The organism is Rhodoblastus acidophilus (assembly GCF_009720655.1).
Taxonomy (GTDB): domain Bacteria; phylum Pseudomonadota; class Alphaproteobacteria; order Rhizobiales; family Beijerinckiaceae; genus Rhodoblastus; species Rhodoblastus acidophilus_A.
The window spans coordinates 1-19,816 of record NZ_WNKS01000018.1; the positions used below are offsets into that span (position 1 = coordinate 1).

Annotated in this window: 23 protein-coding genes; 9 read left to right on the top strand and 14 right to left on the bottom strand. The window is 64.7% G+C overall.

What is annotated here, in order from left to right:
- Together GJ654_RS21700 and GJ654_RS16120 are read left to right on the top strand one after the other, a co-directional pair.
- Nucleotides 1–60: light-harvesting protein (locus GJ654_RS21700; protein ID WP_155447274.1), on the top strand; the 60-nt coding region annotated here is incomplete at its 5' end.
- A 12-nt stretch (nucleotides 61–72) separates the two neighbouring features.
- Nucleotides 73–255 carry a light-harvesting protein gene (locus GJ654_RS16120; protein WP_155447205.1) on the top strand — a complete coding sequence of 61 codons (183 nt, stop codon included), beginning with the start codon at nucleotides 73–75 and terminating at the stop codon, nucleotides 253–255.
- 453 nt (nucleotides 256–708) lie between these two features.
- Here the strand turns inward: GJ654_RS16120 and GJ654_RS16125 are convergent, their stop codons facing one another.
- The gene (locus tag GJ654_RS16125; protein WP_155447206.1) at nucleotides 709–1,983 is read right to left on the bottom strand and encodes a DUF2336 domain-containing protein; all 1,275 of its coding nucleotides are present in this window, start codon (nucleotides 1,981–1,983) and stop codon (nucleotides 709–711) included.
- A 111-nt stretch (nucleotides 1,984–2,094) separates the two neighbouring features.
- On the opposite strand from GJ654_RS16125, the gene GJ654_RS16130 reads away from it, so the two are divergent.
- On the top strand, nucleotides 2,095–2,742 hold the full coding sequence (locus tag GJ654_RS16130; RefSeq protein ID WP_155447207.1) for an aldolase: 648 nt from the start codon (nucleotides 2,095–2,097) through the stop codon (nucleotides 2,740–2,742).
- Between the two features lie 107 nt (nucleotides 2,743–2,849).
- The gene (locus GJ654_RS16135) at nucleotides 2,850–3,479 is read left to right on the top strand and encodes an outer membrane protein (RefSeq protein ID WP_196305587.1); all 630 of its coding nucleotides are present in this window, start codon (nucleotides 2,850–2,852) and stop codon (nucleotides 3,477–3,479) included.
- 4 nt (nucleotides 3,480–3,483) lie between these two features.
- Here GJ654_RS16135 and GJ654_RS16140 read toward each other — a convergent pair whose 3' ends face one another.
- The 5 genes from GJ654_RS16140 to GJ654_RS16160 form a co-directional block, all read right to left on the bottom strand.
- Nucleotides 3,484–3,909 (bottom strand): HIT family protein, encoded by a 426-nt coding sequence (locus tag GJ654_RS16140; protein ID WP_155447209.1) that lies wholly within the window; start codon nucleotides 3,907–3,909, stop codon nucleotides 3,484–3,486.
- 71 nt (nucleotides 3,910–3,980) lie between these two features.
- On the bottom strand, nucleotides 3,981–5,153 hold the full coding sequence (locus GJ654_RS16145) for a GNAT family N-acetyltransferase (RefSeq protein WP_155447210.1): 1,173 nt from the start codon (nucleotides 5,151–5,153) through the stop codon (nucleotides 3,981–3,983).
- 80 nt (nucleotides 5,154–5,233) lie between these two features.
- Nucleotides 5,234–5,782, bottom strand: coding sequence for a hypothetical protein (locus GJ654_RS16150; protein ID WP_155447211.1), 549 nt, complete (start codon nucleotides 5,780–5,782; stop codon nucleotides 5,234–5,236).
- 17 nt (nucleotides 5,783–5,799) lie between these two features.
- Nucleotides 5,800–6,600 (bottom strand): DUF2092 domain-containing protein, encoded by an 801-nt coding sequence (locus GJ654_RS16155; RefSeq protein ID WP_196305588.1) that lies wholly within the window; start codon nucleotides 6,598–6,600, stop codon nucleotides 5,800–5,802.
- A 773-nt stretch (nucleotides 6,601–7,373) separates the two neighbouring features.
- A complete protein-coding gene (locus tag GJ654_RS16160; RefSeq protein ID WP_155447213.1) occupies nucleotides 7,374–8,042 on the bottom strand; it encodes a hypothetical protein in 669 nt (222 codons plus the stop codon).
- A gap of 405 nt (nucleotides 8,043–8,447) precedes the next feature.
- Here GJ654_RS16160 and GJ654_RS16165 point away from each other — a divergent pair, with 405 nt between their 5' ends.
- Nucleotides 8,448–9,524 (top strand): helix-turn-helix transcriptional regulator, encoded by a 1,077-nt coding sequence (locus GJ654_RS16165; protein ID WP_155447214.1) that lies wholly within the window; start codon nucleotides 8,448–8,450, stop codon nucleotides 9,522–9,524.
- A 104-nt stretch (nucleotides 9,525–9,628) separates the two neighbouring features.
- Here GJ654_RS16165 and GJ654_RS16170 read toward each other — a convergent pair whose 3' ends face one another.
- Both GJ654_RS16170 and GJ654_RS16175 read right to left on the bottom strand, forming a co-directional pair.
- On the bottom strand, nucleotides 9,629–11,011 hold the full coding sequence (locus GJ654_RS16170; protein ID WP_155447215.1) for a PleD family two-component system response regulator: 1,383 nt from the start codon (nucleotides 11,009–11,011) through the stop codon (nucleotides 9,629–9,631).
- Nucleotides 11,012–11,015: 4 nt separating this feature from the next.
- Nucleotides 11,016–11,384 (bottom strand): response regulator, encoded by a 369-nt coding sequence (locus tag GJ654_RS16175; RefSeq protein WP_155447216.1) that lies wholly within the window; start codon nucleotides 11,382–11,384, stop codon nucleotides 11,016–11,018.
- Between the two features lie 165 nt (nucleotides 11,385–11,549).
- On the opposite strand from GJ654_RS16175, the gene GJ654_RS16180 reads away from it, so the two are divergent.
- Both GJ654_RS16180 and GJ654_RS16185 read left to right on the top strand, forming a co-directional pair.
- Nucleotides 11,550–11,819, top strand: coding sequence for a DUF3572 domain-containing protein (locus GJ654_RS16180; RefSeq protein ID WP_155447217.1), 270 nt, complete (start codon nucleotides 11,550–11,552; stop codon nucleotides 11,817–11,819).
- Between the two features lie 66 nt (nucleotides 11,820–11,885).
- Nucleotides 11,886–12,206 carry a 2Fe-2S iron-sulfur cluster-binding protein gene (locus tag GJ654_RS16185; RefSeq protein ID WP_155447218.1) on the top strand — a complete coding sequence of 107 codons (321 nt, stop codon included), beginning with the start codon at nucleotides 11,886–11,888 and terminating at the stop codon, nucleotides 12,204–12,206.
- A gap of 137 nt (nucleotides 12,207–12,343) precedes the next feature.
- Here GJ654_RS16185 and GJ654_RS20860 read toward each other — a convergent pair whose 3' ends face one another.
- Nucleotides 12,344–12,835, bottom strand: coding sequence for a hypothetical protein (locus GJ654_RS20860; RefSeq protein ID WP_196305589.1), 492 nt, complete (start codon nucleotides 12,833–12,835; stop codon nucleotides 12,344–12,346).
- A gap of 246 nt (nucleotides 12,836–13,081) precedes the next feature.
- The gene (locus GJ654_RS16195) at nucleotides 13,082–14,476 is read right to left on the bottom strand and encodes a hypothetical protein (protein WP_155447220.1); all 1,395 of its coding nucleotides are present in this window, start codon (nucleotides 14,474–14,476) and stop codon (nucleotides 13,082–13,084) included.
- Between GJ654_RS16195 and GJ654_RS16200 the strand changes: the two genes are divergently transcribed.
- On the top strand, nucleotides 14,466–15,497 hold the full coding sequence (locus GJ654_RS16200; RefSeq protein WP_155447275.1) for a linear amide C-N hydrolase: 1,032 nt from the start codon (nucleotides 14,466–14,468) through the stop codon (nucleotides 15,495–15,497). The genes GJ654_RS16195 and GJ654_RS16200 overlap by 11 nt on opposite strands.
- Nucleotides 15,498–15,516: 19 nt before the next feature.
- Here GJ654_RS16200 and GJ654_RS16205 read toward each other — a convergent pair whose 3' ends face one another.
- Nucleotides 15,517–15,729: a hypothetical protein gene (locus GJ654_RS16205; protein ID WP_155447221.1), complete on the bottom strand. Its 213-nt coding sequence runs from the start codon at nucleotides 15,727–15,729 to the stop codon at nucleotides 15,517–15,519.
- Nucleotides 15,730–15,912: 183 nt separating this feature from the next.
- Between GJ654_RS16205 and GJ654_RS16210 the strand changes: the two genes are divergently transcribed.
- Nucleotides 15,913–16,332 carry a hypothetical protein gene (locus GJ654_RS16210; protein WP_155447222.1) on the top strand — a complete coding sequence of 140 codons (420 nt, stop codon included), beginning with the start codon at nucleotides 15,913–15,915 and terminating at the stop codon, nucleotides 16,330–16,332.
- Between the two features lie 376 nt (nucleotides 16,333–16,708).
- Here GJ654_RS16210 and GJ654_RS16215 read toward each other — a convergent pair whose 3' ends face one another.
- From GJ654_RS16215 to GJ654_RS16225, 3 genes are read right to left on the bottom strand one after another with little or no spacing between them, the layout of a single operon-like run.
- Nucleotides 16,709–17,788 (bottom strand): YcjF family protein, encoded by a 1,080-nt coding sequence (locus GJ654_RS16215; protein WP_155447223.1) that lies wholly within the window; start codon nucleotides 17,786–17,788, stop codon nucleotides 16,709–16,711.
- Nucleotides 17,785–19,242: a YcjX family protein gene (locus GJ654_RS16220; protein WP_155447224.1), complete on the bottom strand. Its 1,458-nt coding sequence runs from the start codon at nucleotides 19,240–19,242 to the stop codon at nucleotides 17,785–17,787. Before GJ654_RS16220 ends, GJ654_RS16215 begins: the two co-directional genes overlap by 4 nt.
- A 55-nt stretch (nucleotides 19,243–19,297) precedes the next feature.
- The gene (locus GJ654_RS16225) at nucleotides 19,298–19,792 is read right to left on the bottom strand and encodes a SixA phosphatase family protein (RefSeq protein WP_155447225.1); all 495 of its coding nucleotides are present in this window, start codon (nucleotides 19,790–19,792) and stop codon (nucleotides 19,298–19,300) included.
- Between the last annotated feature and the right edge of the window lie 24 nt (nucleotides 19,793–19,816).

Consider the following 19,816-nt stretch of genomic DNA (forward strand, 5'->3'; position numbering starts at 1 on the left):
CTCGGCATCGCCCTGGTCGCGCACTTCCTCGCTTTCTCGATGACCCCCTGGATGCACTAAGGAGCTCCGGTTATGAATCAAGGCAAAATCTGGACCGTCGTCAACCCGGCCATCGGCCTTCCGCTGATGCTCGGCGCTGTCGCCATCACCGCTCTGCTGGTGCACCTCGCCGTTCTGACCCACACCACCTGGTTCCCGGCTTATATGCAGGGCGGCCTCAAGAAGGCGGCGTCGATCGAGCACGTCGTCGGCTGATTGCGTAAAGCCGCTCGGCAGGCATGAGCGTGTGGGACGTCGGGCTCAAGGCCCGGCAGCGACCAGCTCCGAACGCGGACTGTCCACCCCGCAGCCAGGAGCCTGTCGAACGCATGGCTTCGCCATCCGGCGACGCTTCACCTCTTGACTGACGATGACAGGCGCCGGTCAAGACAGTGAAACGTAAGACGCGGCCCGTATCGTAACGATACCGGCCGCGTTTTTTTGCGCGTACCCTCGCCTTTGCGGTTAGAACTTTTTCACGTTTCATGGAGACAGAAAAAGCTCTAGAGTCTTGTTTTGACACATTGTCTTCGCGCAAACCGGCGTCCGCTTCGCTTGAAAATGCTCGAAGCAGGATATCCGAAAAGTGGCCCCCGGTTTTCGGATGAAAATCTTGCGAAAACAAAGGAACCTAAGCAAACATTCGTTGGGCGACCAACGAATGTTTGCTTAGGCCGCCAGCAGCTCCCGCTCCAGCGCGGCGAGGTCCACCACCACGCCGGTGTCTTCAGATCCCTCGGCGCGCGGCGTCAGCGTGGTCGGCAAGCCGAACAACATTGGCGAATCGTCCGCCGCCTGGCTGCGCACTTGGGCGGTCCGCACTTCGGCGATCTGGCGTCGCGCCTGCTCGCGCGTCGCGTCGAGTTCAAACCGGCGCAGCAGGGACATCACATTGCCCAAAGCGGGATCGCCGCTGGCGCAATCGGCGAGCACCGCCTGGATCAGCGGCAGGCGCAGCGCGCCCTCGTCCTCGTTCCCTGGCTTGAGCCGCGCCAGCGCCGCCAGCGCGGAACGAAAAACGATCAGCAGCCCTGCGGGAAAGCCGGCCTTGGCGTAGGCCGCCGCGAAGGCGTCGGACCAGGGTTCGCGCACCACGCCCGCGATCCGCTTGGCGCTCAAGCCCGTGAGTTCGGCAAGCGTCGCCTCGAACAGGCCCTTTTGCCCGCACAGCAGCGCGCGCAGGGCGACGCCGGGGGTGATCTGGCCGGCGACGCGCAGATAGGCGGCCAGCGCCGCCGTCTCTTCCGAATAGTCGGCGCAGCCCGAGGCGATGATCATGGTGGCGCGGTCGCGGTTATCCAGGGCGATCCGCGCGCCGCGCGGCGCGCTGAGCCATTGCCGGGAGACGACAAAGTCGGCCAGCGCCCGCGCGGTGACGTCGGCCAGATGCGCGCGCACCGTGGCCGGCAGCCAGGCGCGTCCGAGCAGGGCTTCGCGCACCTCGCCGTCGTCGCCGAAACGCTCGACCATGCGGCGCAGGGCGAAATCGGGAATGTTGGCGGATTCGTTGACCGCCAGCGCAATGGCCGCCTCGCGGCCGGCGATTTCGGCGAGCGAGGCGCAGACGGCGGGCGACAGATCGGCCCGCAGCGCGATGGCCGCCTGGGCGGCGCTGTCGCCGACCGCGGCGCAGTCGATCAGGTCGGCGTCGGCGAGCAGCGGCGAGCGGGTCAGCACCAGGGCCGAAACTTCGGACTGATCGCGGGCGAGCCCGTGAATCAGGGCGGGCGGCGCATCCGGCGACCCGGCGAAACATTCGGCCATGGCGCGGCGCGGCAGCGGCGAGGGGTCGTCGAGCAGGGCGTAAAGCGCGCTTTCGGCCTCGCGGCGTTCCTCTGGCGCCATTTCGCTGTAAAGATAGGCGCGGGCCAGCGCCGCGACGCCGTCGGCGCGCGCGGTGGCGGAGGTGCCCTGGGACCACTGGATGAACTTGCGGACGAGCATGCGCGAACCTGACTGAAGAGGGCGCCGTTTGGTTAAGGAATGATCTGAAATCAGGGTAAACACTGGCTTAACACGAAGGGTTGGCGCGCGAAAAATGGCGCCGGAGGCAAAATGCGATCGATTTTTCTCGTGCCGGCGGGGAACGCCGCGCTGTTCGACGAGGCCCTGGGAAGCGTCGCCCAGGCCGTCGCCATCGATGTGACCAGGGGCGCCGCTGCGGAGGCCGCGCCCATGCTTAAGATCTTGCGGGAGCGCGGCCGGCGGTCGCTGGCGCGCATCCACGCGCTGACCTCCGGCCTCGCCGATTCCGATCTGGACGCGGTGATGGCCAGCGCGCCCTGCGGGATCATTCTGCCGCAGGCCTGCGGCGGGCGCGACGTGCAGCATCTCGGCGCCAAGCTCGCGGTGCGCGAAGCCGAAAACGGGCTGGAAGACGGGTCCACACGCATTCTCGCCTCCGCCGCCGACCTCCCCGAAGCCATTTTCGCTTTGGGCTCCCTGGCCGGGGCGACCCGGCGGCTGCTCGGCCTGCTTTGGGACAGCGCCGCGCTGGCGGGGGCGCTTGGCGTCGGCGAGGACGCCGAAGTCCTGGCTGTTGCGCGTGCGCAAATCGTGTTCGCCGCCGCCGCCGCCGGCGCGCCGGCGCTGGCGGACGCCGCCACCGTGGGTGATTTTTCGAAGGCGCGGCGCGACGGCTTTGGCGGCGCGCTGGTGACCAGTCGCGCGGCGGCGGAGGCTTGCGAACGGATTTTTTCCTGAACCGAACCGCGTAACTCTTCATTCACCATGATCAATTAGGTTTTGCTTGTGTTTGTGAGGGATCGCGCAAGTCTTTGCGCGAGTCTTCTCTGTGCGAGGAAAGCCAATTGCGTTTTTTTCTTGCCATTGCGGCGGTCTTGCTCGCCGCTGGCGGCGGCGCTGGGGCCGCCGAGTTCGTGTCGACCAAGGCGGGCGGCCTTGTCGATCATGATTTTGGCGGCGCTTACGGCGGCCTGCAGGTCGGCGGCGCCTGGGGCGGGCTTCAGATCGACGCGCCCCCCTCGCTCTCTGTCGCGACCAACGCCGTCTTCGGCGGCGCTCATCTCGGCTATAACGTCGTTTCGGGGCATGTGGTCGCCGGCGTGGAGGCGGAGGTCAACGGCTCCAGCGCCTCCGGACGTTTTGTCTATGGCGCGCTGCCCGGCTCATACGCGCAAAACCTGTTCGGCTCCGCCGACGCCCGGCTGGGCTGGGTGTCCGGGCAGGCCATGGTCTTCGCGCTCGCGGGCTACGCCTGGTCCACGCTGGAGGGCCGCTATGCCGGCGCCGGCGTCAGCGCCAGCCGCAGCGGATATGACGTCGGCGGCGGCCTCGAATATGCGCTCACCGAACACTTCAGCTGGCGCGTCGAATACCGCTATTACGATTTTGGCCGCCAGGATTTCGGCCCCTTCGCCGCGCGCATCACCGACAATGTCGTGCGCGCCGGCGTGAGCTACAGGTTCGGCGGAATCTGAACCGTCAGTCCAGCGCCGCGCGGATTTTTGCCGCATGGGTCTCCAGCACGGCGGCCTCGGCCATGGCGCCGCCGTGCGGGCGCAGCGGTATCCCTTCCCAGCGCGGGATCACATGGAAATGCATGTGGAACACGCTCTGGCCGCCGGCGGGCTCGTTGAACTGGTGAATGGTCACCCCGTCCGCGCCGGTTCCGGTTTTGACCGCGCGGGCGATTTTTTGCACGCGCAGGATCAGGTCGGACAGGGCCTCTTCCGGCAGATCAAAAATGTTGCGCCCCGGGGTTTTGGAGACCACCAGCACATGGCCGTCGGCCCTGGGCATCACGTCCATGAAGGCGAAGGTTTTGTCGTCCTCGCGCACTTTTACGCACGGGATTTCGCCACGTAAAATTTTGGCGAAAATGTTTTGGGGATCATAAGCGACGGTCATTTCGGCCTCCGGTTTGGCGCGGAGAGTGGCGAAGTGAAAGGGTTGGGTCAATAGAGGCGCCCTCGTCGGGCTCAAGCTTGCGCCTTGCGGAACGGCGCCTGCGCCGCATATTCGGCGATCACTTCGTCCACCGCCTCGCCCTCGCGCGCGAAAAAATCTTCCGCCGCTACGGCCAGCCTGGGATCGCGGAATTCGTGCGCTGAAAAGGTGGCTACGGGTTCGTAGCCGCGCGCCAGCTTGTGCTCACCCTGCGCGCCGGCCTCCACGCGCTTCAGGCCCCGCGAAAGCGCGAAATCGATGGCTTGGTAATAACACAGTTCGAAATGCAGGCAGGGATGGTCCTCAACGCAGCCCCAGTTGCGGCCGTAGAGCGCGTCGTCGCCGATCAGATTCAGCGCGCCGGCGATCGGACGGCCGTTGCGCTTCGCCAGCACCAGCAGGACGCGGTCTGCGAGCTTTTCGCCAAGCACCGAGAAGAACGCGCGCGAAAGGTAGGGGCGGCCCCATTTGCGGTTGCCTGTGTCGATGTAGAAGGCGAAAAACGCGTCCCAATGCGCCTCCTTGATGTCGGCGCCGGTGAGCCATTCCACCTCGATCCCCGCCGAAAGCGCCTGTTCGCGCTCCTTGCGGATGCTTTTGCGCTTGCGCGAGGCGAGGGCGCCCAAAAAATCGTCGAACGTGGCGTAGCCGCGATTGAAAAAGTGGAACTGCTGGCCTTTTCGCGCGGAAAGATTTTGGGCGCGCAAAAAATCCATGTCGGGCGCATCGGCGAAATTGACGTGCAGCGACGACGACTCGGTTTTTGCCGCGAGCTGGCGCAGGCCGGCGAGCACAGCTTCGCGGGCGCCTTGCGGGGCGTCGGACGACACCAACAGGCGGCGGCCGTTCACTGGCGTGAACGGCGTGGCGCATAAAAGTTTGGGGTAATAGCGGCCGCCCGCCCGCGAAAAGGCGTCGGCGAGGGCGTGATCGAACACATATTCGCCCTGCGAATGACTTTTGAAATAGGCGGGGGCGCAGGCGAGCAGCTTTTTGTCGTCGCTCTCGATCAGGACATGGGCGGGGCTCCAGCCGGTGCGGCCGCCCACGCAGCCCGTCGTCTCCAGCGCGTGCAAAAAAGCGTGGGTGATGAACGGGTTGAAGCGCTCTCCGCCGTTGGCTCCCGGAGGATTGGCGCAGGCGTCCCAGGCTTCGGGCGCGATTTCGGCGAGGGTTGGCGCGATGCGCAGGCGGAATGTTGTCATGCCGCCAACATGGGAGCAAAAGCCGCGCCATTCCAGAGCGCGTGACGGACGACCGGTGGCGGTCGCCCGTCGCGTGTCGGTCAGAGCGGGGGAATGACGACGTAATGCACGCCGCTGCCGCCGTACTGCGGTTGCAGCCATTGGCCGCCGCAGACGTAATAGCCGGCGCCGTTGACGACCCGGTAGGCGCAGGCGGGCGGCAAGGTGGCGATCGTGGCGCCGATCGTCAGCGCGGCCGCGCCGACGGCGACTGCGCCAACGGCCGCCGCGCCGCAGCCGTAGCAGCCGCCGCCGTAATAGCTGTTGACCACCGCCGGGCCGTGATAGCCGTAGCCGCCGCCCCAGGCGCCGCCGGCATGGTAGCCGTCGGCGTGCCAGGTGCCGCCATTGCCGCTCACGCCCGCCGCGTGCCAGCCGCCCTCCGGGCCTCTGACGGCTGCGGCTTCGCCGCCGTCCGGGCCTCTGACGGCTGCGGCTCCGCCGCCATCGGGCCCCCGGAACCCGCCGCCCTCAAAACCGCCGCCGTGAAAACCGCCAAAACCGCCGCCGCGCCAGGCCAGGGCCGGGGTCAGGGCCATGGCCGACACCGAGGACGCGAGAATGACTGCCAAAAATTGACGCTTGATCATGGTCTTCCCCTTGCCGTTCACTTGCCCGAGGACGCTTCGGCGCCGGCGGGTTTGGCGAATTTGATCTTTCCGGCCTTGTCCGCCGCCGCCGGCCTGAACGATTCGGCGGCGACCGGCGCGTTCAGCCGCCAGTTGGAGAATTCGATCATGCTGCGCGGCTTTGCAGCGCCCTTGACCGGGTTGAGCCAGACCAGGCGCGGCAGCTTGTCCTGCGAGCCGATCCAGATCTGCGCCTGGATGTCCTTGCTGGCGATGGCGACGATGTCGGTCTCGACGCCGCCGACGACTTTCGATTTGCCCATCACGAAAGCCGATTTCAGGCCTTCGGTGATCGCGGCATAGGGATCCGCGACGATGAAATCGACGAAGGGAAAGTAAAGGCCGGCCTTGGTGTAGGCGGCTTCGAGCATGTCGTCGAGTTTCGGCGGCGCGATCTCGACCGCCAGAAGATTGGCGTCCGGCAGGAACACCGCCATTTCCTTGCCGTCGTAATAGAATTCGGACGCCGGTCCGTCACCCGGCGTAATGATTCTCAGCTTGTCGGGGCGGTGCAAGTCCACGTTGGACTGGATCGTGTAAAACAGCGGCTGGCCGTTCGCGGCGGGTTCATCGAAGGCGCGGCGCACGGTGAAGGAGATCGCGTTCGCCTTGGCCAGGGTCTCGCTCATGTCCTTGAGCAGAGTCAGGGCCTTGGGTTCGATCGTCGCCGCGGCGGTCTTGGCCGCGTGCTCCTCGGCGACCGCGGGCGCGACGGCGCACACGCCCGCGAGCGCCAGCGCCGACACGCAAACAGTTAAAAATCTCAATTTCTTGGCCATTCCAGATTCTCCAGGACTACAGCTCATAGAAGCTAAACCCATGCGGTTGAACACCAGGTCTCACAGGTCTGCGGAAAGGGGGGCGCGACGGCCTCGGTTAAAGGCGGATTGCCGAATCGCAAGCCTCGGCGCCCCTGGTGGGCCCGGCTTCCAGACGACATGTTCGTGGGGCAGGCGGTTGATTCGGTCGCTGCATCCGACTTCCCGAAAAATTTCAAATAAAGCCAATATCGCTCGTTCCCGCCGACTGCATATAGCTCTGGTTGCAAACCCGCGTGCGCTCTTATAGCGGAGGTTGAGGCAAGCCGGTGAATCTTTTGCGACGGCGGCGTTCACAATAATTTGATCCCTGAATCGCAGCGGGCGCGATGCAGAATCGCCAGCCCTTGCTCGCAGCCAATGATACGGTTTTCGCAAGATCGCTTCGCGATCCGCGAAAACGAAATGGCGCGGAAATCCTTCAGGCGAAGGGCGGATTTCCGCGCGAATGGAACACGATTTCCGAACGGATCGTTCGGAAATCGTATGACGGGAACTTGCAGCCATCCGGCCTAAGCAAACATTCGTTGGTCGCCCAACGAATGTTTGCTTAGGTTCCTTTGTTTTCGCAGGATTTTCATCCGAAAACCGGGGGCTGCTTTTCGGAAATCCTGCTTGAATTTCACGGCCGCGCCAGAGCATGCGCGCGGGCGAAACGAAGGAAGCCGCGCGCGGCGTGGGAGTCGTCGCGCGCGGCAATACCCGCTGGGGCGGGCGGTCCTGGCTCCTCCGATTCAGGTTCGCAGTTCGGAGCGCAGGGAGTGTTGCAGGAGCCCGCTCGCGGCGCTGGCCAGCGCGTCCCTCAAGGCCGGGCTCGCCGTCTGCTTCGCGCCAAGGTCCAGGGTGATGGCGATGACGGCGATATCCTCGCACGTCAGCTTGCCAAAGGGCCAGGGAAACGGCGGCTTTGGCGGAGGCGGGCACAGGTCGTCGGTCACGTCAAGGACAAAGCGTTTGACGGCGCCATGGTCGGCTTTTCCGGCGGTCACATCGATGACCGTCTGGATCAGTTGCGCCCGCGCGACGATTTCCTCGCCAATCGCGTGCATCAAGCCCGCGCGGCGCTCCGCCACGCGGGAGACCGGACCCAGGGGGCCGCCGCCGATCACCTCCCAAATTTCCGGATGTTGCCGCAACAGCGCCGCGAGCAACTCCCGCCACGGCTCCGGACGAGGGCCGAAGGCGCTCCCCGAAGGCGAATCCAGGTAGTCCGCCAGCCTCGTCCGCCATGGCTCCGGGGTCGGCTGGCCGAAGACGCTCACACGGTCGAGCGCGGCGCGGATCACCGGACCGGCAGGGCCGTACGGAATATGCGGATCGTCGTCGGAGGGGCGTTCAATTCCGGAAACGGCGTGGAGCAGGGCGAGGAGGCGTTCGGGCGAGAGGGCGGCAATATCGTCCATCTGTGATCTCCAGAAGCTGAAGGGTGCGCCGGGTCTCGTCGAGGCTCGCGGCGGGGAAAATGCAACGCTGGGAAGGGGCGATAATGTAACCCCGGCAGCCTGCGCGCCTTTTCGCGGCTGGTCGTCATGCGAATGATGGAGCGCCGGAGCAATTTGAGTTGGCCGACTTTGCGTCATTGCAATCGTTCAGGCTTCCAGTTCCGGCCGCGATCTTGGTCAAGACTTTTAAATGCGAGGTTTTTTGGCTGGCGGTCTTGCCGCGCGCCGCCGCGCTTTCGCCATCCGGCGGCGCGTCGAGGCGGGTTTGACCGAATTGAAAATATCAACACAATGACGCGTCGCTGTTTTCGATATTGAAATTGGTTTGATCCTGGCTTGGAAAGCCGCGCTTTCGGGGAGAAAGGCGTGACATCCGGTCTCTTGCCCAAATTGCTGGACTGCATCCATGCCGCCAGCCTCGACGTGACCCGCTGGCCGGACGCCCTTGGCGCCATCGCCGACGCGCTCGGCGCCCGCAGCGTTGGTCTGGCCGGCCTGAGCCAAAAACCCTCGGACTGCTGGGGCGTCATGGTCGGCGTCGATGCGGCGACGGTCGACGCCTACACGGGCTATTATCATGCCCGCAACCCCGCGTGGCTGGCTTCGGTCAACGCGCCTGTCGGCGTCATCCAGACGGACGGAATGGTCGTTCCGTCGCATGAGTTCGAGAAAACCGAATTCTACAACGACTTCCTGCTGCCCCAGGGCGTGACCACGATGGCGAGCGCGGTTCTCAAGGTCGAATCCGCGCGCCAGACGGTTCTCACAGTGCAAGGCGCTCGCGCGTTCGAAAACCGACAGCTTGACCTGATGCGGCGCATCGCCCCCCACCTGATGCGCGCCCTCGACGTCAATACCCGGCTGGCTCTGGCGACACACGCGCCGGTCGCCACGCTGGCGCATTTCGAACTGACGCATCAGGCCGCGCTGTTCGTCGACCGCGACGGCGACGTGCTGGACGCCAACGGCCCGGCGCGCGCCTTGCTGCTTGATGGCCTGCCGCTCGACAGGTGCGGCGTCTCGCGCGTGTTCGACGCCGACGATTCCGAAAGATTGCGCGCGGCGATCCGGCGATGTGAAGCCAAGCCGACCACGACCGAGTCTGTCGTTCTCCGCCGCGCCGGCCGGTCCGCGCTCACGGCGCTGGTCACCTCCATCGCTGTCGATCTGCCCTGGCGGCTGCCCTCATGGCCGACGGCGCTGGTCTTGATCGAAGCGAGGCCGGAACGCGGGAACGATTTCCCCTTTGGCTTCACCGCCGCGGAAGCCGCGCTGGCCCGGGAAATGCTGCGCGGCCATGGCGTGGCCGCCGCCGCGCAGCGTCTTGGCGTCGCGCGTTCGACAACGCGCACGCATCTCGCCCGTCTGTTCCAGAAGACGCACACGCACAGCCAGGCGGAGCTTGTTCTGGCGTTGCTTGGCAAGACAGGCGACGTCCGCTGACGCTCACGCGGAGGCCTGCGCCAGCGGCGCCGCAAACATCCGCGCGATGAACGGGCAGGCCGAACGCGGCGCTCGGCAAAGCGTTGTGGGCTCTGCGCTTTCGCTTACGCCGCCGCGGCGCTGCTGCCGTCGACCGTCACGCGGTTGCGGCCGCCCGACTTGGACAGGTAGAGCGCCTGGTCGGCGCGTCTGATCAGGGCGTCGGGGCTTTCGCCGCCATGCGATTCGGCCACGCCGATCGACACCGTGATGGTCAGCGTCTCCGCGCCGCCGCGAATCGGAAACGGCGACCCCGCCACTCTGGCGCGCACCCGCTCGGCGACGAGGCGGGCGGTGGACAGCCGGGTCTCCGGCATGACGATGACGAATTCCTCGCCGCCGAACCGGCACAAAAGATCGGCGCCGCGCACCACGCGCCGCACCCGCGATGCAAATCCTTTGAGAATTTCGTCGCCGACATCGTGGCCGTGGGCGTCGTTGACTTTTTTGAAATGGTCGATGTCGAGCACCATCGCCGAGAGCGGACGGCCCTTTTGCGCGCTCTGCTCCATCAGCCCGACGACATGGGTTTGCAGGTAGCGGCGGTTGTTCAGGCCGGTGAGCGGGTCCACCACGGCCATTTCCATCGCCGCCTGCACGTTGGAGCGCAGCGAATCCGCATAGCGCTTGCGGCGCACCTGGGTGCGCACCCGCGCGATGATCTCGTTGCTGTCGATGGGGCGGACCAGATAGTCGTTGACGCCGAGGTCGAGGCCGCGCAGCACGCGGGCGCGATCCTCGATGTCGGACAGCATCAGGATCGGGGTGTGGCGGGTGCGCTCGACCGAGCGCAACTGGCTGCACAGCCGCAAGCCGTCGTAATTGGCGAGCCCAAGGCTGACCATCACCAGTTCGTACGGCGTCTCCGTGGCCCGGAACAGGGCTTCCGTCGGGTCGGGCTCGATGTCGACCTCATAGCGGTCGCGCAGGGCGGACAGGATTTTTTCGCTGGAATTGACGCGGTCGTCGACCACCAGCACCTTGCCGCCAAGCCCGCCGTCGAGCCTGTGGTCCACCGCGTCGGTCACGCCGAGCGCCACGGAGGTTTCCGCGCGCGCCCGCAATTCGTCCACCGAGGTTTTCAGACGCGCCAGCGAGCGCACCCGGGCGATCAGGGCGATCTCGTCGATCGGCTTGGTGAGAAAATCGTCGGCGCCGGCTTCGAGCCCGCGGACCCGGTCGGAGGTCTGGTCGAGCGCCGTGACGATGATCACCGGCAAGTGCAGGGTTCCCGGATTGGCCTTGAGCTTGCGGCAGACTTCAAATCCGTCCATGCCCGGCATCATCACGTCGAGCAGGACGAGGTCGCACTCGCCGCGCTCGCAGATTTTCAGAGCCTCGAACCCGTTGGTGGCCGTCACCACGTCAAAATATTCGGCCGTGAGGCGCGCTTCGAGCAACTTGATGTTGGGGAGGAGGTCGTCGACCACCAGAACGCGCGCGGTCATGCCTTCAGTCTCCGATGAATTTTCGCACCGTCTCCAGGAACTTGACCACGGAAATCGGCTTCGACAGATAGGCTTCGCAGCCGCCCTGGAGAATCTTCTCCTCATCCCCCTTCATGGCGAAGGCGGTGATGGCGACCACGGGAATGTCGGCGAGATCAGGGTCATCCTTCAGCCATTGCGTGACCTGGAGGCCCGACACTTCGGGAAGCTGGATGTCCATCAGGATCAGGTCGGGATGGTGCGCGCGCGCCAGCGACACCGCTTCCACCCCGTTCCGGGTCTGCAGAGTCTGGTAGCCGTGCGCTTCCAACAGATCGTTGAAGAGCTTCATATTGAGTTCGTTGTCTTCAACGATCAGGACTTTTTTAACCATTGGGTTCCGCTTCGGGCGCGCCCGACCTTAGGAGTCTCGCGGACAAGCTAACCAACAGACATTGACGAATTGAAAATGCGCTTCACCCCAGGGTAGAACTTTAGGCAAATCGTTCCGTTGAAAAGAGAGTCGGTCTTGGTCCTCGGCGCCCCGCGAAAACCGAAGATGAACCGTGAAGCCGCCGAAGATATGGCGATCAAGGGTTTGAGCTTCCTTGCCGGCGATGACGAGCGTCTGTCGCGCTTTTTGGCCTTGAGCGGCCTCGACGCCGTCCATCTGCGTCAGGCTGCGGCGGAGCCGGGCTTTTTGGCCGGGGTGATGGCTTATTTGGCCTCCGACGAGGGTTTGCTGCTGGCGTTTGCCGCGCAGATCGGCGCGGCGCCTGAAGAAGTCGGCGCCGCCTGCGGTCTGCTGGCTGGGCCGGGCTTCGATTGAACTGGCCATTTTCGCCGATCCGCATTACAACAGCGCAAAAATTAGGCGCCAGCTCGGAAAGCACACATGGTCAAAGTCATTTTCATCAACGCCAAGGGCGAGAAGCGCGAGTTGGAGGGCCAGCCGGGCCAGACCGCGATGGAAATCGCCCGCAACGCGGGCGTCGAGGAAATTTATGCCGAATGCGGCGGCGCCTGCGCCTGCGCCACCTGCCATGTCTATGTCGACAAGGAATGGGCGGACAAGCTGCCGAAGCCCGAACCCATGGAAAGCGACATGCTCGACTTCGCCGTCGATCCGCGCCCGACCTCGCGGCTGTCGTGTCAGATCAAGCTGAGCGACGAACTGGACGGGCTGGTGCTGGAGTTGCCGAAGTCGCAGGGATAATCGGCTGGCGCGCCGCCCGCTTTTTTTTACGCGCGGCCGACGATCTGTTCGAGCCGGTTCGTCTTGCGCCGATCGCGCCGGCTTTTGCGAGAGCGTTTTCAAGCGAAGTGGATGCCGGAAGGCGTCGCTTGCAGCCGTCAGTTCCCTTCGCCGGGATTGGTGACGCGAAACCCCGTATCGATCCAGACCTTGCGATCCGCGACGCCCTTCCTGGCCGATCCGTCCGGATTGAGGGTGTGGATGCGGCGCTGCTCATCGTAGCAAACCCCGTTGATCCCGGTGAAATTGTGCTTGAGGCATTGCTGCGCGAGCGCGCGTTCGCTGGTTTCGGTATATTGCCCGTAAAGCGTAGTTCCGATCCATCCGGCGAAGCCGATCAAGACAAGCCCGGCCAGAATGATGCGCGTGGTGTCGCTTTGGGCGCAAACGGCGGCCGATTCCAGCATGGCGCCGACGGATTTTTCGGGCGCTTGTGGGTGGGTTCGTCTGAACCGTTGCGCGCAACGTTCGACGTATTCGCGTGTAAACTTCAAGCTTTCTGCGTATTCTTTCTTTTTTTGATTGACGTGTATGCGTTGCTTTAACGAGTCGCAATCGAACTTTACGTCATCGTTGGGATAGTTTGTCACGGCGTTGCTCGCTTTTGCTGGTCGCGGCAGTGTCCGGTTGGTGTCATTAATAAAATCTTATTGCAGCATGTCGCGGCGGGGTCGCCTCGGTGAGCGCTGACACGCGAAAAATGCTTAGCGTTTGTTTTTCCACATATTCGCGTTCCAGGTCAAACCCGTATCCGTATTTGCCGCAAACCGCTGTCGCCATGCGCGGGAGCGTGAGCGGTTCCTGGGGCGCGGCCAAAACTGTCCCTGGCGATGGCGTCAACCGCACGGTTTCGCGAGGGACGGCCGGATGTGGGGCGCGAGTTCGGGCGCCGAGCCAAAATCGGCGGCGGTGAAATAACCCGCGTCCGTCACGCTCGCGATCCCCTTGAACAATTCCGTGGGGTCGTCGACGCCCACGTCATCGGCGGCGCCCGGATCCATCGCGTTCATCCGCTCGGCGAGGTCCCAGTACATCTGGTCCTGCGGCAGCGCCGGCGCCTTGCCCACCCGCTTTTTCGCGGCGACGTCCCTGCGATATTTGGCGAGATAGAACGCAACCGCTTTCGTGATCTTCGCGCGTTCCGTGGCCTTGCAGAAGCGGCGCTGGTCCTCGGTCATCAGGCAGTTGAGGGCCAGGCCCGCCACCTCATATTCGAATTTCAAAATTGTGTTCGCCTCATCGAGCCCGCGATTGGTCCAGCCGGGGTGACGCCAGGGCCGAACCGCGTTGATGCGGGCGAAGCAGCGCGCGCTGGGCGAGGCGATGATCGCGAATTCGAAGGTGCGCCCGGCCTCTCCTTGATCCAGACGTTGCCGGACGGTCTCCATGGGCGAAAAGTCGGAGGTGACGGGCGGCGCCCGTTCCACCGCGGCGTCCACGGCGGCGCCCACGCGCGGGGGCTGGCTCGGCGTCTTCTTCAAATAAATGATCAGACAGACCGCCAATGCGATGAACCCCACGCCAAACAGGATGAAATCCACCAAACCCAGCGGCTCTTCCGACGCTGTCGCCCGTGGTTGGCGGGTCATGGGGGGCTCCGGCTCCTGATCGGGAGAGGGTGTCGGAGCGTGATCCAGAGGCGTGCTACGGTTTCCGCAAGATCGCTTCGCGATCCGCGAAAACGAAATCGCGCGGAAATCCTCCAGGCGAAGGGCGGATTTCCGCGCGAGCGTTATTCGATTTCCGAACTGATCGTTCGGAAATCGAATAACGCCTCGCTTGCCGAATGACATAATGAAAAAACCTCGGGCCCGGCCAAGTCTTAGGGAATTTTCAAGCGAAGCGGATGCCGGTTCGCGTGAAGAAAATGCGTCAAAACAATAACCTAGAGCTTTTTCATGGTTCCATGAAACGTGGAAAAGCTCTAAGCAAGCATTCGTTGGCCGCCCAACGAATGCTTGCTTAGATTCCTTTGTTTTCGCAGGATTTTTATCCGAAAACCGGGGGCCACTTTGCGGAAATCCTGCTGAGCAATATGCCGCAGCGCAACCGATGTGCGTTAACGATCGGTCGCCGCCGACCCGAACAAAACCGGCCTTCCGGTCGTGATTCTTTTGCTCAACCCCGCGAAAACGCGCGCATGAGGAGGGCGTTCCTTGACAGGACGATGGCCGCTTTTCAAGATCGGCTCGGTTGTGGATCGAGAGGCGGTGGGCAATGATGAAAAGCAAGCTCTTGATCGGGCTGGCCGTCTGCGCGGTCGCGCTGGGCGCGGCGAAGGCGCAGGCTTGCACCCGCATCCTGTATCAATCGGGAACCAAAGACTTCATTGTCGGACGGACAATGGACTGGATGGTCGACCCGCACACCGATCTCTGGACCTTCCCGAAGGGCATGGAGCGAGACGGCGGGGTCGGCCCGCGCTCGATCAAGTGGACGTCGAAATACCGCTCGGTGATTTCCTCGTTTTATGACGCGGCCACGGTCGACGGGATCAACGAGGCGGGCCTTGTCGCCAACACGCTCTATCTGGTGGAGACGGAGTACGGCGACGCCAACGCCACGAAAAAACCGCTGATCTCGGTGGGGGCCTGGACCCAATACGCCCTCGACAATTTCGCCACCGTGGCCGAGGCGGTGGACGCCCTGTCCAAGGAGCCGTTCGTGATCGTCGCGCCAGACCTGCCGGGCGGGCGCAAGGCGGCCGGACATTTGTCGCTTGCGGACGCGACGGGCGACAGCGCCATTTTCGAATATATCGACGGCAAGCTGGTGATCCACCACGGCCCGAATTATACGGTCATGACCAATTCGCCGCGCTACGACAAGCAGCTGACGCTCAACGCGTACTGGCAGGGCGTGGGCGGCTCGAAATTCCTGCCGGGAACCATTCAATCGCCGGACCGCTTCGTTCGGGCGAGCTATTTTTTAGGCGCGGCCCAACGCGTGGACGATCCTGTCCTCGCCGTCGCCACGGTCTTCTCGCTCGCCCGCGCCAGTTCGGTTCCGCTCGGAATCTCGGACCCGAACCAGCCGAACATCGCTTCGACGATCTGGCGCACGGTCTCCGACGCTGGCGCCCGGCGCTATTATTTCGAGTCCGCCTACACCCCCGCGATATTCTGGGTGGATCTGGACAAGCTGAAGCACGCCAAGCCGATGAAGCTCGACCTCTCCGGCCATCCCACCATCGCCGGCGAAGCCTCGGACAGGTTCGTTCCGGCGGAGCCGTTCACGTTTCTGTCGCACTGAGGGGCGTCGCGGGGCTCGCTCAGCGCCGGGGGCGCGCCGGTGCCGCATCCCTGTCGCGCATGGAGCGCAGGGCCGTCTCCACGCCCCACTGCGACAGGCGAAGCAGGACAATGACGCTGTCGGCCTTCTCGGCGCCGCGGAGGTCTTTGGCCGGCTTGTTGGCCCTGGCCTGTTCGAACCCCGCGAGCGCGTAACAGAGTTCGTACAGCGCTCGTTCGAGATGCTGCTTCATGTTGCCTCCGGGTTGTTCTTCCTCAAGGACCGGGACAGGAACGCATTGCGCCCTCAACGTGTCGCTTTGCGCGAGATGCGCCTGGACGCAATGCGATCCAGTCCCCTTGGCGGAACCTGCCGCAACAGCATGCGTCGCGACAGGTTGTAGGGGTTACGGAAGGGTCTGGCGCGGATATCGCTCATGTTTCAGTATGTTCAGCAAGGCGAGCGCGACGGCGTCGGCTTCGCCGCCGCACGCACTGAGTTGCGGGATCGTCGCCGCCTGCCATTCGATCCACTCGCCTTGGCTGGGGTGTTCCTCTTCAAGGGCCGGGGACAGGACCGCATTGCGCCCTCAACCTGTGATACGATTTCCGAACGATCAGTTCGGAAATCGTATTCCACTCGCGCGGAAATCCGCCCTTCGCCTGGAGGATTTCCGTGCGATTTCGTTTTCGCGGATCGCGAAGCGATCTTCCGGAAACCGTATGACTTTGTCCGAGATGCGCGTGGACGCCATGCGATCCAGTCCCCTTGCGCCGCCCTTTCGGCGTGGTCGCGGCCCCTCGGATTTCGCTCTTCGGGTTGTGGCGCCCGTGTTCAAGCCCGCAAAAAGCGGTGAAAATGGATGGATTTCGGTGGAATTTCGCGAAAAAAACGCGCGATTCCTGCTCATGCACGCGGTGGGTTGTGTACGACATCTGCTCAGGCGCGCGAGGAGCGTGAAACGCGGGTCAGGGGCGTGACGGCGGTTTTTGGTGTCGATTCAGTTGCTTGGTGGGATTCATGGGAAACAAGAGGTTTCACGTGAAACAAAACAAGAACAAAATCTTGTGTTTGTCGGGTTTTCACTCTTGAAGCCAACATGAACGCGCGTTGACGGCGTTTTCGTTTCGCCGATCAAGGTTGCGAATGTCTATCCTGACGACGCCCAGGCCAATGCCCCAGCCCCTCACCCGAACCCTCTCCTCGCAGGCGGGGAGAGGGAAAGGTCGCGCTCATCCGGCCGCCTTCTCCTTGTCGCCGCGCTTCAGCAGGAACGGCGCGACATCCGAGATGGACGGCGCCTTCTCCGCGATGAACGGCATCGGCCGGCACACCGCCATGGCCGACAGGCCGATGCGGGCGGTGAGCAGGCCATTCAAGACCCCTTCGCCCAGCCGGGACGAAATGCGCGAGGCCACGCTATGGCCGACGATTTGTTGCAGCAGCGAATCGCCGATGGCGACCGCGCCAGTCAGGGTCAGGTGCGTGCCCACCGCCCGCGCCAGCCGGAAGGCGCCGAGCATGCCGGGACGTCCGCCGTAGATCTCCGAAATGCGGCGGATCAGGCGCAGGGCCTGCGCCGCGACGAAAACCACGTCGATGATCGCGCGCGGCGCGATGGCGGTCACCAGCGACACCGCCTTGGCCGCCTTGGCGATTTCCGCGCGGGCGGCGGCGTCCAGCGCCGGCATCAGCGCCTTTTCCGCGATCTCCACCCGCGCCGCGCCGTCGATGATCTCGTTGCGCAATTCCTTGAGGCGTTTGCGCGCCACATCCATCTCTGGCTTGTCCGCATAGAGCGAGATCAGCTCCGCCACTTTCGCCTTGGCCATGCCGACATCGTCGTTCTCATGGGCGATGGCGAGCGAACGATGCAGCCGCGCGATGGCGCGCTGCTTGTAGAGCACGGCGATTTCGCGGGAGACCAGCACGCCGATCGCGACCAGGATCAGGCCCGCCAGCCCAACGCCGAGCACGCCCAAAGCCTTGCTCTTGGCGAACAGATCCTCGACCAGCGTATCCAGCCACAGGCCGATCGACAGCGAAACCAGCGCGCCGAGCGCCGAAAGCAGCACGCCGCCCCAGGTCCAGCCGCCTTTTTTCGGCGCAAACCCCTCGGCCTGCGCCTCCTCGGTGAGGCGCTCCTCCTTTTCGGCGGCGGCGGCGGTTTGCGCGGCGGCCTGCGCCGCCTCGACCTCGTAATAATCGGGCTGGGGCGCCACCATGTCCTCGCCGAGCTGGTCGAGGCGGAAGGCGCGCGGACGCGGGCGCTCGGGGCGGGGGGCCTCGGAGCTGGGATCAGTTTGGCTCATGGCATCCAATCTCCGAACAGGAATTGGCAGGCGCGGTCGAGCCGGATGTGCGGCGGCGGCGCGCCCTGCGGCGTTTGCGGCGGCCGGAACCGCACGAAGCGGACATCGGCCAAGTGTTCCGGCGTCGCCAGCATGTCGCCGCGGAACGCTTGCTTCGCGTCTTCGGGCAACTGGCCGGGGAAGACCGCGGCTTCCGTCTTGCCGTCGAACTTGTGCCCGTCAAGGCATTCGCCGGCGAGTGGGGCGCCGACGATGGCGTCAAGCATCTCCTTGCCATATTTGATCTGGGCTTCGCGGGTGGCGCGCACCGCGGCGAGCGCGACCACGTCCACCTGCGCGCCAAAATCCTCGGCGCGGGCGATGGAGCGCGACGCCAGCACGCGCAGGATCGCCTCGAGCCGGTCATGGCTGAGGTGATGCAGGTGGTCGGCCTTGGTCGCGGCGATCAGAATCTTGTCGATGCGCGGCCGGAACAGGGTGTTGAACCAGCTGTTATGGCCGGAGCGGAAGGCGGCGAGCACGTCGTTGAGGCCGCGTTGCAGGTCGCGCACCGCCTCGGCGCCGGAATTGAGCGCGGCGAGCGCGTCCACCAGCACGATCTGGCGGTCGAGCCGGGCGAAATGGTTCTGGAAGAACGGCTTGACCACAAAAGTTTTGTAGGCCTCGTAGCGGCGCTCCATCATCGCGGCGAGCGTGCCCGGCGCGGCGAAAAAGCCTTCCGGCAGGGGCAGGGGCGCGAAGGTGAGGGCGGGGGAGCCGTCGAGGTCGCCGGGCATGAGGAAGCGGCCGGGCGGCAGGGTGGACAGGGCGTAGGATTCGCTGCGCGAGGCGCGCAGATAAGCGGTGAATTTTTCCGCAGCCTTGCGCGCCACGCCCTCGTCTTCGGGGCCTGCGGGATCGAGCGATCGCGAAAAGGCGCGGAATTCGGCGGCGAGCGTGGCGCGGGCGGCGCCGGCGCTGGCGTCAAAGGTTTCGCGCGACCAGTCGGCATAGGTCTTTTGCAGCAGCGGCAGGTCCAGCAGCCATTCGCCGGGATAGTCGATGATGTCGATGGTCAGCGACGATCCGCCGGCCCGAAACCCCTCGCGGCGCTCGAAGTCGAGGCGCAGGCGCAATTGCGAGATCTGGCGGGTCGATTCCGGCCAATGGCGCTCCGGGCCGGAGAGGGCGGCGAGATGGTCCTCATAGGCGAAGCGCGGCACGTTGTCGTCGGGCTGCGGTTGCAGCTTGCCGCGAATGATGCGGCCCTCCTCGGCGACGCGGAAGGCGGGCAGGGCGTTTTTGCCGGACTTGCCGAGCAGGGTCAGGTGGCGGGTGAGGGCGGTGATGAACACGGTCTTGCCGGCGCGCGACAGGCCGGTGACGCCAAGACGAAGGCCTTTTCCACGGATCAGGTCGGACAGGTTGGCCGCGCCGTTGCGGGCTTCGGCGAGGAGTGTGTCGAGGATGGGCAAGCGGGTCTCCGGGCGGTCTAGTCTCAGATGGGCGCCCGACGCGACTTATACAGGGTCATGACAGAAACGCGAGCAATTGGCCGCCCTTCCATGACAATTCGTTCCAAGGCGCCTCGACCTTGAAGACGGCGAGCGCCGCTGGCGGAAAGAATCGGTTGAGGCGGTCGATGTCCGGCGTCGGGCCGCCATTGGCGAAGGCGACCGCGAATTCGGCGACGGCGGGATTGTGGCCGACGACCAGGACGTTGCGGATGTCGTCCGGCAGCGCGCGCAACAGCGCGGCGAGCTCGTCGCATTCCGCCTGGTAGATGCCCGGCTCCAGTTGCAGCTCGGGCGTCGCTCCGCAGGTCTTGAGCACGACGTCCAGGGTTTCGCGGGTGCGGGCGGCGTCCGAGCACAGCGCGATGTCGATGATGTCGCCGCGCGCGGCCATGGCGCGGCCGATATGGGCCGCCGCCTCGCGCCCGCCGACGGTGAGGGGACGGTCGTGGTCGCGATATTTTCCTGTGGGCGCGGCATGGGCGTGCCGGAGCAGATGGAGACGGCGCATGCGGGAAAGATATCATGAATCGCG